This window comes from Streptomyces sp. NBC_01446, from assembly GCF_026340095.1.
GTDB lineage: Bacteria > Actinomycetota > Actinomycetes > Streptomycetales > Streptomycetaceae > Streptomyces > Streptomyces aureus.
Genome location: NZ_JAPEPO010000001.1, coordinates 1,064,719 through 1,077,639, shown reverse-complemented (window position 1 = coordinate 1,077,639; position 12,921 = coordinate 1,064,719). Strand labels below are relative to the sequence as shown.

Genomic DNA, 12,921 nt, shown 5'->3' with positions numbered 1-12,921 from the left:
TCACGCTGTAGGCCACCGGCGCCCTCACCGAGTACCGACGCCCTCGGGCCGCCTTTCTCCCCACTGCCGGCCGGGGGTCCGGTGAACCTGCCCCGCCTTCGGCCCGGCCCCCGGGCTCTTCCATGTTTCCCGCGCCCACCCCGGAGCACCTCATGACCGAGAAGGAACAGCCCCAGCACACCGCGCACCATTCCACCCAGCCGCCCCAGACCGCCCCGTCCATGCCCGTAGCCGAACTGGTAGAGGCCCGCCTCGCGGAGGCGGTCCTCAGCGAGCCGGTGAAGGTGCTCCTCAAGGACGCTCTGGGCGAGGGGGAGGCCGAAGGGCTGTCCTCCGTCGGCCGGATCTACCTCGACTCCGTCTCCGTGGAAGGCTTCCGTGGCATCGGCCCCCGCGCCTGGCTCAACCTCAGCCTCCGGCCGGGTGTCACCCTCGTCGTGGGCCGCAACGGCTCCGGCAAGTCCAGCATCGCCGAGGCCGTGGAGACGGCGTTCACCGGGACGAACACGCGATGGCTGGGACAGGACGCGACGCGCACCAGCAACTGGCGGAACCTGCACGAGAGTTCCAAGACGGAAGTCGAGGTCAAGCTCGCGGCAGAGGGCGACAACGGCCTGAGCACGCTCACCCGCACCTGGTCCGGCAACGACATCGGCGACTGCGCGGGCACGTTCCGGCGGCCCGAACACGGCACGGTCCCCCTCGACCAGGTGGACTGGAAGCAGGCCCTCACGGACTACCGCCCCTTCCTGTCATACGTCGATCTCGGCCGCATGATCAGCGGCAAGCCCTCCCAGATGTACGACTCCATCGCCACGATCCTCGGACTGGGGCACATCAGCGCCGCGTACAACCGCCTCGGGCAGCAGGAGAAGGCGCTGGGTGACGCCTTCAAGGCGGCGAAGAACGAGGTGCCGGAGCTCAAGGACGCGCTGTACGCACTGCAGGACGACGAACGTGCGGTCCAGGCGCTCGTAGCCATCGAGACGAAAGGTCGACCCGACTTCGAGACTCTTGAGGGGCTGGTGGTGGGCCTGCCTGCTACTGACGACGGCCTCCTCGCCGAGCTGCGCGCCGCGGCTGACGTGCAGGGACCCGACCTGGAGCAGGTCGGGGCCGCGGTGGACCGGCTGCGCGAGGCGCTCGCCGGAGTCGAGGACGTGCGCTTGACCGGGGCCGAGGACGCGCTGCAGCGTGCCCACCTCCTGGAGAAGGCACTGGCCCACAACAACCGCCACCCCGACGAAGGGTCCTGCCCCGTCTGCGGCACGGAGCAGGTCCTCGACGTCGCGTGGGCTGCCGGCGCCAGTGCTCAGATCGCCCTGCTTCGCCAGGAGGCGAAGACGGCCGAGGACGCCCGCAGCGAACTGCGATCGGCGACACGGGCGGCGCAGGACCTCGTCCAGACGCCCCAGCGGATCCCGGTCGCCCTGACCGATCCGTGGAACGCCTGGCTCGCCTGCCGGACGGTCAGCGACCCGGGTGAGCTCGCCCAGCGCGTCCACGACACTGCATTGACCCTGGCCGATGCCTGCGCCGCGGTGAAGGACAACGCCGCCAGGGAGCTGGAGAAGCGGGACGAGCGGTGGCGTCAGCTCGTCACCCGCCTGGCGAGCTGGACGGAGAAGGCCCGCGCCGCGGCGGAGGGCGAGCCCCAGTTGAGTCACGTCAGGAAGGCCCGCGCCTGGGTCAAGGCGCTCTCCGCCGAGCTGCGGGAGAAGCGCATGGAGGGCTTCACCGGTCACTCCCAGCGGATCTGGGAGAAGCTTCGCCAGGAGAGCGACATCGACCTCCAGTCAGTGACTCTTCAGGGCAGCGAGAAGGCTAATGTCCGCAAGCTCGTCATGGACGTCACCGTCGACGGCGAGGAGGCTTCGGCACTGAGCGTCATGAGCCAGGGAGAGCAGCACTCTCTCGCGCTGTCCCTGTTCCTACCCCGGGCCGCCACCGCCGACAGCCCGTTCGGCTTCATCGTCATCGACGACCCCGTGCAGTCCATGGACCCCGCCAAGGTCAACGGACTCGCCCAGGTCCTGCACGAGCTCGGCGAGCACCGGCAGGTGATCGTGTTCACCCACGACACCCGGCTCCAGCGCGCCTTCACGACCCAGGAGCTGCCGGTCACGGTGTTCGAGGTGGAGCGGGGCAAGTCGTCCAAGGTGCACGTCAAGCCGGTGACCGACCCGGTCCACCAGGCAATCGGGGACGCCAGGGCCCTTGCCAGCACCAGAAACCTGCCGGAGGCAGCACGCACCCATGTCCTGCCCAGCCTGTGCCGGATCGCCCTGGAGAACGCCTTCGTCGAGGCCGCCTGGGTCCAGCACCACCGCTCCGGAGGCTCCGAGCATGATCTCCATGCCGCCGTAGCCGACGCCGACAAGCTTATGAAGATGGCCGCGCTGGCCTTCTTCGGCGACGTCGACCGCACCGACGATGTGTATCGGGAACTCCGCACCCGCTGCGGACCGCGTTCGGTGGACCTCCTCAAGCAGTGCCAGAACGGCGCCCACGCCACGGGTGCGCGGATCGCCGATGCCCACCGCTTCGTGGACGAGATCAAGGATCTCGCACAGAAGGTGCGTACGGCAGGGGTGACCAAGTGACGACTACCCCAAGCACCTCCGTCGAAGAGCTGCTGCTGACGGCCGACCTGTTGCTCTCCGACCCCAACGTCGGGGCGACGGCGGCCCTCGGCCGGCACCGCGGGGCCTCCCTCGCGCTGCGGACGGCGCTGGAGATCGCCGTCGACCGCACGCTCGACGCAGCGATGCCGGGGCTCGCTGGCATCACCATGCGGGCCAAGATGCTCTGCCTGCGCTGCTACATCGCCGCGACGACCGCCCGCCGGACCAACGCCGTCTGGTCGCACCTCTGCCTGGGGTGCCACTACCACCAGTACGAGATCGGTCCCACCCGGGATCAGGTCCGCGCGTGGCGGACGGAAGTCGGCAATCTGGTACAGGAATTGACCCCCTGACCCGGTATTAACAACTGACCAATGTGTCTGATAAGTCTTTTGCCGGGGGCCGGGCGTATGCCCGGCGCGCGGCGCCTCTCGCGGCGCCTCTCGCGGCGCCTCTCGCGGCGCCGCAGGGGGAGGGGACGTACATGAGCACCACCACACGCGACGAGATCATCGCCGAGGAGCAGAAGGCGGTGGACCGCGCCTACGACTGCGACGAGAAGCCTCTGGCCGAACTGAGTGGCGACTTCATCACCTCGACCTCCGTAAGCGGCAAAGACAGCGTCGCCAACCGGAAAGACGCCGAAGACAAGGCCGCGGAAGACACCGGTCTCGGTGACGCGTCGCTGGTCATCAGCCGCGTGGACACGCGGGATGGGCAGGACGGGAAGCCGGATACCTGGTACGTCGGCCGTCGTGTCGTCTCCGATGTGGAAACCCGCGACACCGGCGTCGTGCTGTGGACCACCCAGCTGGCGCAGAAGTGTGCCGGTCGCACACCTTGCGGTCCTGGTGCCGTAGTTCGGTGAAATTGTCGAGTTCGAGGCCAGTGTGCCTCGGGCCGGTTATGGGAGGGACGAAGGTGCGCCAGATAGACACCCGGCTCGTTCAAACGGCCGTGATGGGCGGTCGGGACTCGGACCGCCCCGTCATCCTGCCCGAAGAGCCGCACAACCTCGACGAGTTCCGCCGTCAATACGGGACGGACCGATTCTGGTGCGGAACGCTGCTTGGTGGCTGCGGCGAGAAGCTGATGACCAAGCGCTACGAGACCAAGGTCTGCCACTTCTCCCACTATCCCGACCGTACGGGCACCGTCGCGCCGTGCCACCGGACGTCCAACGGTGTCGACAGCGCCGATCATTTGTTCATCAAGCAGCATGTCAAGGAATGGCTGATCGGTCAGGGGCATGCTGCGCAGGCCGACCTCCGCAGCCTCGGTACAGGACCTGGCGACGCCGTGGACTTCTGGCTCCGAGCCACGGGACAACATCTGCGCTTCGAACTTCGCCCCGAGGACTACCGCCGCTGGCGCAAGGCCGCCGAAAGTCTTGGGGCCCGCGAAGGGCATGTTGAGTGGGTGTTCGGCCCCGAAGGCGCGATCACGCGGGACATGGTCGCCCGACAGGGCTACGCACTGAGAGTCCGCTGTGAGACGTCCGGCAACGACCGCCGTGTCCTGATCGGGACAGTGACCGCGGATTCCCCCGTCTCATGGACTCCACTGGACACCTGCCGTTTGACCACGGACGGCATCGTGACCCCCACCCTGGACGAACTACGCGCTGCCAAGAAGATACGCAGCGGCGGCATGCGCAACAGTCCCCTCCCTGCCAGCCTCTCCCTGCAAGGCGCGCAGCTTGTCTTCGCCGTCGACACAGAGACGGACGCGCCGGCGGACTCCCCCCTGGCCGCCGATGGGCGTCTCCTATACGCGGGTTATCTCAAACCCTCCGGAAGCAGGATCGCTCGAGCCCTGCTCTCCCTGCCGAACGATGTTCCGCCACCCGCCGATGATTACGTCTACCAACTGACCGGCATGGTCCGCCTCTTGCTAACCGACCCCATCGGAACATCCGACACGTCGTGGGCCGTCCGCTCAGACGGGATCCACCGGCTGAACGGACTTGACGCGGAACGCACCGGACTGTGGCGCCCAAGCGTCGCCCTTGGCGCCCCGGAACACGCACCTCGTCGCCAGGACGCCGTTGCTCCCAAGCATGTGCGTGACGAGCCCCCCGCACAGCCCAAGCGCAGCCGCCAGGCAGCCGTCCTACGCAAGGCACTCGAACGAGTCGCGACCCAGCAGACCACCACGACATGGAAGCAACTCGCGCGAGAACACGGCCTCAGCCTGGCAAACCTCTCAGACTCCGCACGCCGCAACCTCCTTCTGGAGGCGGACCGACCCGTACCCGCAGGAGCCGTACCCCTCTGTGTATTGGTCCTTGCGCCCGGAGCCCGGCGCGCCTTGCCTTACCTGAGCACGACGCTACGCCAACTCGGTGTGGTGGCCCCCGCGTCGGATGCTGCACTGCAGCGGTGGAGCGCAGACGCGATCCGTCGAGTGCACGCGACGTACGGCAAACATGTCGCCGTGAGTGTCGCCAGCCCTCGCGCCGCAGATACCGGCCCTGCGAAGCCACCGAGCCGGGTTGAGTTGGGTGCCGCCAACCGGCATGTCCAAGCGCTGCGTTCGAAGTTGGCAGAAGCGACGAGTACTAGGTCTCGAGCGACCGGGCGTCGCGCTGCGCGACTTGCGACGGCGATCCCCCGGGCGGAAGACCACGTCAAGGGCTTCACCGAAGCACGTACGGAAGCCCGAGCCCTCCGTCAATGGATCCAAACCGGAGACCGCCTGCTGGACGAGCTCGATCGCCTGGTTGGTCCACCTGTCGAGGCGCCCGATTCAGCGACGACCCGCCCGTCCACCCCAACCCCGCCAACGAGCACGACTGCCGCTCGCACGGATCCACCGGGCGGTTCTCCCGCCACGCCGCGGGCCACGAGAAGCCTCACCGAAAGGACACCGCAGGACCTGCCGCGCATCGCGGAACTCTTCGCGGAAGCCAAGGCGTCAGGAGACCTCACGAGTGCAACTCGCCTCAAGCGCGAGACCGACGTCCTTCGCGAAGCCCGTCTCTCTTTCCAAGCGAAACTGCAACTGAGGGCGCTGAAGGATGAGATGCGTGAGTGGATCAGGAACCACGAGGCACAGGAAGCGCAGGAGTCCCTGCGTACCGTCTTCGAAACCTTGCCCCAACCGGGCGCCCCCGAGGAGCAGACCAGGCTCCGCAGCGCACTGGCCCACGCCAAGATCCTCAAGCGCCGCTGCCCAGGGCCCCTGCCAAATGACCTTTCAGACGAGTTCGACGCCCTCACGCAGCGGATGAGCGCTGCATCCGAGCGCGCGGCGCAGGGCGGTCAGAAGGCCGCGCCGAGTGGCCCCCCGGCGGAGCAGGACGGGGCCCACGCCGAGGCACGCGCCGAGTTCGACTGGCTCGTTGATGAGATGCGGACAGCACAGCAGACCGGCGACCTCGCATCTGTTGAAGCCGCACGTCGACTGGCCGGCCCTGTGTATGGGCTCCGTCTCTCGCCCGAGGACCGCGAGACGTTCACGCCTTTCATGAAGGAAGTGAAAGTATGGTGCCAGAACCACACCAACCGTCCCGAAACGGATCCTCCCCTCAAACAGATCAGACGGATGCTCGCGCGGCTCGATGCGGCCCGCGCCACGGCAACCACAACTGATATCAGCGACGTGCTCGCTGCCATTCAGGAACTCCGGGGAGCCCTGACTGGCCCCCTCCCGTCCGTAGAGGAGACGCGGTTGCGGCGTTGGCGGAGCCGGTTGAACCACCAGAGAGCCAAGTCGCAGCCCCTTACAAAGCCGGCGTCGCCACTCACGGCTGTGGACCTTCCCCGCGCCAAAAGGAATCCGTCGTTGCCGGGGCCCGACCGGCTTACCCGCGCCGCCATCGACCGGTTGGCTGACCCGGTCCGTGCCGTGCTGGTGGACACGGCCCGTGCCGGTGGGTCAGTTCTGACCTGGGGCGCACTCCGAGCGCGCATGCAGGAGGCGCTGCCTCACCTGCACCCTGACGATCAAGGAGAGCTCCTCGTCGCCGTTGACTATCGAACTCCGCACGACGAACCACTGTTGACGACCTTGATCGCAAGTGTGGATGCCTCGCAGCACTGGTTGTATCCGCACGTCCGACACAGCCTCGGCCGCCCGCGCATTCCCGACGATGAGCTGGAGGTGCACTGGGCGCAGGAGATTTTGAGGCTCCGGCAGGCGTGGCGACACAGGTGAGCGTCGCGGATGTCGATCACCAGCCGCGCCTGGCTGCTCCAGCCTCCCCACTTTCCTGCGCCGATGGACGCGACGATCTTCCCCCATTCGCTGAAAGCTCGAAGAGGCCAGCGGATCAAGCGATCGAAATGGGGCTCGTGAACGCCTCCAGGAGATAGGCGGTCTCGTCCCCGGCGAACCCGAAGGCTACTACGACCGTGCTCGAGCGGGCGGCGGCCAGCCGCGCGGGTGCCGTGGTCCAAGTGCGCGGCGCGGCTGCGGCTCGTGCTGAGGCCGAGGCGACGCCGCATCGGAAGCCGACCGAGTGCTCGGTCTCCACTATCAGGCTGAGTATGTTCTCGGACTGTCCAAGGGCGGGAGGTATGTGGGTGGGGTTGGGATTAGGCTCGATCCAGACGACACCGGATGCTGCGGCGTCCTCGACGACTTAACGGACGAGATGCCGAAGATCCGCGTTTGTGCGGACCAGTTCGACGACGGCGCGGTAGCTGCTCTGGAAGGGCGTTGAAGGACGGGTAGTGGCGGACTCTCGGGAGGAGATTCGCCGTATTAGTCGACCGGATCGATGAGAGCTTCAGCGCGCCTTCGAGGTGGAGGTGAGTTTCAGCCTTGGGTAGGCGTAGGGACAGCGGCCGGCGGTCGAGGAGCGCAAGGGGCTTACGGCCCGTTGGGGACTGCTTGCCCCTGGGGTGCGGATCGAAGACGGTTACAAGCGTGGCGATCTGGTATTCGTTGATGAGTCCGCCGAGGACCGCTGTGCGGTGGACGCGGTGCTCGGCGAGGTCGATGGGGCGCGGCGGTCCGGCTTCAGCTTGCGATGGACAGAGTTGGCTCAGCGCGCGGTGAGGGCCGGTGCCCGTTGTAGTGCTCCAGGTACCTGGTGAGGGTTCGGCGCAGGTGGCGTTCGTTGAGGATGAGTGTCCGGTCGAGGAGTTCGCGGTGAAGGGTGCCGTTGAACCTTTCGCAGTGTGCGTTCGCTTTTGGGGCCTGGGGCCGGCTTTTGAGGGCGCGCTGGCCGCCGTCGGTGAACTGGCCGCTGCGGTCACGGATCAGGAACTTGATGCCTGAGGTTAGTGGCGGTACAGATTGGCCACGTCGTTGCGCAGCCATTCATCATATTCTTGAGTCCGATGGACACCGAGGATTCGGTCTAGATGCTCCTCAAACGCCTGCTCTAGCGGGCTCAGCCCCGCGTTACGCATCACGAGGATTCCATCCGCGCGCGGAGGAAGGTGCACGCAGCCGATCCCGGGATTGCGTGCATTGCTCGCGCGGGACAGAGCACCCTCGGTGAATCCACCTGCCGCGTAGAGCACTCCGCGGTCACAACCGACGTCGAGCAGTTTGCCGACGAACTCGTCAATGGTCCCAATGCTCACCGGCCGCTTGTATCGCTTGGCCTCGATAGCAATCGTGATGTTCTGGCCGACTACCTGCCCGCGTACCAAGGCGTCGAGTTGTCGCAGGGTCCCGCTGACCAATCCCGGTATGTGAGCATCCTGCTCAACGAAAGCGCCCGAATCGAGGCCTTCGACGAGTTCGGCGACTTCTCCCTCGAAATCCTGCCACGGCTCCTTCTTCGCCCTAGCCTGACCACTCCGATTCTCCGCTCCCTGTCGACTCACCCCCGCATGGTAGCCAGATCTCCGTTTTGTGGCCCGAGGAGTTGACCTAACTTGGCCATTTCCAGCCTAGGGCTGCGGCGTAGTGGGTTTGCCTTGGTGCTGATGAGTCGGCTCAGCCATGAGCCCGCGCTCGGCCATCTTCGCAACGCCTTCGGCTCACGCCCGACGAGCCCACCAAAATCGGCTCGGTTCAGGTTCTCTGGCAGCTCGGGGCGTACTGACATCTGGCTTGTTCCTGTTCACGGGCAAATGGCCACGGGTATCGGATATGACTCGGCCTGCACGTTAGCTGACCCCTGTACGAGTGCGCTCGGTTCCTGGAACCGTATCCCTCGCGCTCGACGAGCCCGGACCTGGTTGACGCTCACCTGACGAAGGCCGTCGACAAGACACGTGAAAGTCGCTGAGCGCCGATGGTGTGGGGCTCAAATATGGGATTCGGCTGCTGATCTGCGGGTTCGTAGTGGTGTCAACTGGCGATCTGGTACTCGTTGATGAGTCCGCCGAGGACCGCTGTGCGGTGAACGCGGTGCTCGGCGAGGTCGATGGGGCGCGGCGGTCCGGCTTCAGCTTGCGATGGCCAGAGCTGGCTCAGTGCGCGGTGAGGCCGGTGCCCGTTGTAGTGCTCCAGGTACCTGGTGAGGGTTCGGCGCAGGTGCCGTTCGTTGAGGATGAGTGTCCGGTCGAGGAGCTCGCGGCGCAGGGTGCCGATGAACCTTTCGCAGTGCGCGTTCGCCTTCGGGGCCTGGGGCGGGCTTTTGAGGACGCGCAGGCCGACGTCGGCGAAGACGGCGTCGAAGGCGTCGGTGAACTGGCCGCCGCGGTCACGGATCAGGAACTTGCCTGCGATGTTCATGCCGGTGTCCATGAGGAAGTTGCGGGCGGCCTGGGTGGTCCATGGGCCGGTGGGGTGTGCGGTGACGCCGAGCAGGTGGGCGCGGCGGGTGCCGTGTTCGAGCATGACCAGGGCGTAGATGCGTTTGAGGTTGATGGTGTCGACGTGCAGGAAGTCGACGGCGACAATGTGCTCGGCCTGGGCTTGGAGGAACTGCCTCCAGGTTGCTCCGGTACGACGTGCGGCGGGGTCTATACCGGCCTGGTTGAGGATGTTCCACACGGTGGAGGCGGCCATCTTGTGGCCGAGGCGGGTGAGTTCGCCGTGGATGCGCCGATGGCCCCATCCCGGGTTCTCAGCCGCCACGCGAAAGACCAGGGCTTTGACTGCGGGGCTCGTGGGCGGGCGTCCGGGCCGGCGCCGCTGGCTGTAGTCCCACTTCTTCGCGATGAGTTTGCGGTGCCATGCCAGCAGCGTGGACGGGGTCATCGGGAAGACCTGGGCCCAGCGGTGGCGCGGTATCAGGTGCGAGAGTGCGGCGAACCACAGGCGGTCGGCTGGTTCGTAGCGCATGCGCGGGACGTGTCGGCGCAGGACCGCGTTCTCGTGTCGCAGCACCAGCAACTCGGAGTCCTTGGAGACATCACGCCGCAGCAGCAATGCGGGCAGCGAGAGCAGGCGGCGGGTGACGGTGTACACCGTGGACAGGATCACGGAGCATGGTCCCAGACGGTAGAACCGCTGCGCGGGGACCGGGTCCCGCTCCTCATGGCGACGGGCTTCAAAGCCGTACCAGATTCGTGTTTTTGAGCCCCACAGCTCTCCTCGGCTTCATCTTGTGTCTCGTTCACGTCGTGCAGTCGAGTTGCTTTGTCATGGCGGGCACATAGTCCTGCAAGAACTTCTGGAGCTTCGCTGCCCCAGCTTCGGAGTTCTCCACCTGGCTTCCGAATAGATCGATGTTGAAGAGCAAGGAGTCCGAAGGTGCAGCGTTCTGGCACTTGGCAGTGATCCTGGCGCCGTCCGCGCCGATGACGGCGGCCCCAGGGAAGGAGACCTCCCGCTTCTTGGCGTTCTTGTACTTGCTCAGCGCCGTGTCCCAGTCCTCGGACGCCAAAGGCCCGTCCAGGGTGCGGATCGTGGAGTTCAGGACCCGGCTGCCAGCGACGTTCAAGGAGCACACGATCTCTGTGGCCGCTGACCCATCCTGCTGGGTCTTGACCTCATCCCCGTCAGGAAGCAGGGCCGAGAGCGTGGACTTCTTCAACGGGGCACCACAGAACTTTCCCGGTACGTCGAGTTCTTTGCTGCTGCAGGCCGTTGCCATGGCCGCTATCGCGACGCACGCCAGAACCACAGCCCCATGCCGGACCACCTTCACTACTGATCTCCTGAGAGTCCGTCGGCATGCTCGTTACCGTCGTTCGCAGCTGCGGCGATCTGGTCGTACATACCTTGCTTGTATGAATAGCCGGGGTGCTCCTCGGCCCAGTCCGGGTTGGTCTGGTACCACTGCCGAGCGAGCTCATCGAGTTGGTGCTGCCGAGAGGTGTACGTCGCCTGGTTGTCGCTGGTGAGCTTCTCGGCCTGCTGTTGTTGCTCGTCCATAATCCAGGCCGTGGTGACGGCGTCGGCTCCGCGTTGGGCGATGTCGCCGACTCCTGGGATGAAGTTGAGGATGGCGCCGGAGGCGTGATAGCTCCACGCCTTGTCCCAGGTGTAGTCGTGCTGGTCGCCCTTGAGCGCGTTGTACCGGGCTTCCTCCATGAAGCCGATGGCATGCCCGGCCGCGTGGAGCGTGTCCTCGGGATTCCGGCTGGAGTCGTGCATGTCCCCGAGGATGGCGTAGTTCATGCCCTCGTGAAGCATCCCGTAGGAGTCCTGGCTACGGGAGACCTGCTTGGCGACTTCCATGACCTGCTGCTGGTCGAGCGAGGCCAGGGGATCGTTCGACTGGCCGCCGATCCTGCTCATGGACTGGTAGACCTCGTCACCATGACTGGTCATGATCTTGGCCATGCCGTCGCGGAATGCGGTGGGCATGTCGTCACCCTGGTCGGCGAACGTCGACATCGCGGAGCGGAAGACGCGGTCGTTGGCTGCGGTGTGGTGATCCGGGCCCTGGGCGTTGCTGTTCGGATCGTGGCCCGTGGCCGCCGCGGTGAGGGCGTCATTGAGGCCCTGGCGGTTGTCGTCGTCCATCTTGGCGCCGGCGTCGACCTCGACGTTACCGCCGGGGCCTTCGCCGCGGGTCTGGTTTATGAGGTCCCAGTCGCGGCTGCCCTCGCCGTCGCCGACGAGGTAGTCGAAGCGCTGCTTGCCCAGGGTGGTGCCGGTGTCGAGGTAGTGCGCGGAGCCCTCGGGCGTGCGGGACATGACCTGGAGGGAGGCGTCGACGGGGTCGTTTGCGAACCAGCCGCCGTCCTTGCCGCTGAAGCCCGCGCCGTACAGGTTCCAGATGCCGGGGTGGTCCTTCTCCATGGCGATCATGTCGTCGGTGACGGCCGAAGTGAACTCCGGGTCGAAGTCGCTGTGGCCCTGCTGCATCATCGTGGACAGCAGCTGGTAGCCGCGGACCTGCTGGTCGTGGCCCTTGGCGACGGTGTTGACTGCCTCCCCGGCCACCTTGAGGTCGTACTTGTCGTCGCCGACCTCGCGCAGTCCATCGCGCCAGGTGCGGTAGAACTTCGCGTCGTCGGTCTTCATCCAGTTGTGCATGGCGTCGTTGTACGCGCCGCTGCCGTGCGTCAGGGGTTTGCCGCTGGCGTCCTTGAAGGCGGGAACGCGGGTGGCGGTGGCGAGGGAGTCGGCTATGCCGCCGTTGATGTTGAGGTACGCCTTCTTGTTGCCCGTGTCCTCGTTGTACGCGAGGTCGTCGATGCCAGCGGTCAGCTTCAGCATCTTGTCCGGGCCGAGGGAGTTGAGGAAGGTCCGGCTGAACGCCTTGTCGTCGGAGTTGTCGCGCATCAGGCGCTGCCACTCCGCCAGATCACTCGGCTTGCCGCCCGCCAGGATCTCGTCGGCATACGCCTTGGCCTCGCGGGCCTCGTACACCTCGATGTCACCGACGGCCTTGCCGTTGAAGGTGTGACCCTGGCCCAGCGCCTCGTCCGCCATCCTCTCGAAGAGGCCCTTGATGCCGGCCGCCTCGTGCAGCGCGAGCTTGACGCCCAGGTCGGCGTCGTCGACGGCCCGTACCGCGTGCTTGATCTTCTTGGTCCAGGCTTCTTCGGCCTTCTTCGCCTTCGAGACGTACTCGCCGTAGTTCTCGTCGTGCCGGTACGGGGTGAGTTTGCTGAAGTCGTAGAGCACCTGGCCCTGTGCGTTGACGGAGAGATCCTGCTTCTCCGCCGAGGCGACGATTCGTTTCACCTCGCCGACAAGGCGGGTGAACTGGCCATGGGCGTCGCGCAGGATCGACGCGATCGCGCGGGCCTCGGTCTGCGCGTCGCGGTACTGCTGGCTGGTTGCGGAGAACTGGCCGGAGGCCGACCCCGCCGCGATGCCCGTCCATCCGCCGCCCTCGGGAACCCTTTTCACCTTGGCGTTATAGATGCCCTCCATCGTGCCCAGGTCCTTGGCCATGCCGTCCCAGGCTGTAGCGGCGTTGGTCAGTGCCCCGAGCTTGATGGTGATCACGTCTTGATAGGTGAGCATGCCCGCCCCGACTCCCCGTTTC

The 12,921-nt window shown here is 66.3% G+C and carries 9 protein-coding genes; 4 read left to right on the top strand and 5 right to left on the bottom strand.

The features are described from left to right. Positions 1-152: 152 nt before the first annotated feature. From OG456_RS04875 to OG456_RS04860, 4 genes are all read left to right on the top strand, one after another. Complete coding sequence (locus tag OG456_RS04875) at positions 153-2,603, top strand: AAA family ATPase (RefSeq protein ID WP_266557540.1); 2,451 nt, start codon at positions 153-155, stop codon at positions 2,601-2,603. After that, positions 2,600-2,977 carry a hypothetical protein gene (locus OG456_RS04870; protein ID WP_266557538.1) on the top strand — a complete coding sequence of 126 codons (378 nt, stop codon included), beginning with the start codon at positions 2,600-2,602 and terminating at the stop codon, positions 2,975-2,977. Before OG456_RS04875 ends, OG456_RS04870 begins: the two co-directional genes overlap by 4 nt. A 131-nt stretch (positions 2,978-3,108) precedes the next feature. Then, entirely contained in the window at positions 3,109-3,492 is a 384-nt protein-coding gene (locus OG456_RS04865) for a hypothetical protein (protein WP_266557536.1), read from the top strand. Between the two features lie 53 nt (positions 3,493-3,545). Beyond that, positions 3,546-6,782 (top strand): hypothetical protein, encoded by a 3,237-nt coding sequence (locus OG456_RS04860; RefSeq protein WP_266557534.1) that lies wholly within the window; start codon positions 3,546-3,548, stop codon positions 6,780-6,782. An 807-nt stretch (positions 6,783-7,589) separates the two neighbouring features. On the opposite strand, the gene OG456_RS50790 is transcribed toward OG456_RS04860, so the two are convergent. The 5 genes from OG456_RS50790 to OG456_RS04835 form a co-directional block, all read right to left on the bottom strand. Beyond that, a complete protein-coding gene (locus tag OG456_RS50790) occupies positions 7,590-7,892 on the bottom strand; it encodes an integrase core domain-containing protein (protein WP_354006138.1) in 303 nt (100 codons plus the stop codon). Continuing rightward, a complete protein-coding gene (locus OG456_RS04850) occupies positions 7,853-8,407 on the bottom strand; it encodes a restriction endonuclease (RefSeq protein WP_266557530.1) in 555 nt (184 codons plus the stop codon). The genes OG456_RS50790 and OG456_RS04850 overlap by 40 nt, the downstream gene beginning before the upstream one ends. A gap of 469 nt (positions 8,408-8,876) precedes the next feature. Continuing rightward, the gene (locus OG456_RS04845) at positions 8,877-9,956 is read right to left on the bottom strand and encodes an integrase core domain-containing protein (protein WP_266557528.1); all 1,080 of its coding nucleotides are present in this window, start codon (positions 9,954-9,956) and stop codon (positions 8,877-8,879) included. 133 nt (positions 9,957-10,089) lie between these two features. After that, positions 10,090-10,623 carry a hypothetical protein gene (locus tag OG456_RS04840; RefSeq protein ID WP_266557526.1) on the bottom strand — a complete coding sequence of 178 codons (534 nt, stop codon included), beginning with the start codon at positions 10,621-10,623 and terminating at the stop codon, positions 10,090-10,092. After that, entirely contained in the window at positions 10,623-12,899 is a 2,277-nt protein-coding gene (locus OG456_RS04835) for a hypothetical protein (RefSeq protein ID WP_266557524.1), read from the bottom strand. The genes OG456_RS04840 and OG456_RS04835 overlap by 1 nt, the downstream gene beginning before the upstream one ends. Positions 12,900-12,921 lie beyond the last annotated feature (22 nt).

Bases quoted from the DNA above. Each gene is read 5' to 3' on its own strand.
- OG456_RS04875 (WP_266557540.1), top strand. From the start codon at position 153: ATGACCGAGAAGGAACAGCCCCAGCACACCGCGCACCATTCCACCCAG.
- OG456_RS04865 (WP_266557536.1), top strand. From the start codon at position 3,109: ATGAGCACCACCACACGCGACGAGATCATCGCCGAGGAGCAGAAGGCG.
- OG456_RS50790 (WP_354006138.1), bottom strand. From the start codon at position 7,892: ATGGCTGCGCAACGACGTGGCCAATCTGTACCGCCACTAACCTCAGGC.
- OG456_RS04835 (WP_266557524.1), bottom strand. From the start codon at position 12,899: ATGCTCACCTATCAAGACGTGATCACCATCAAGCTCGGGGCACTGACC.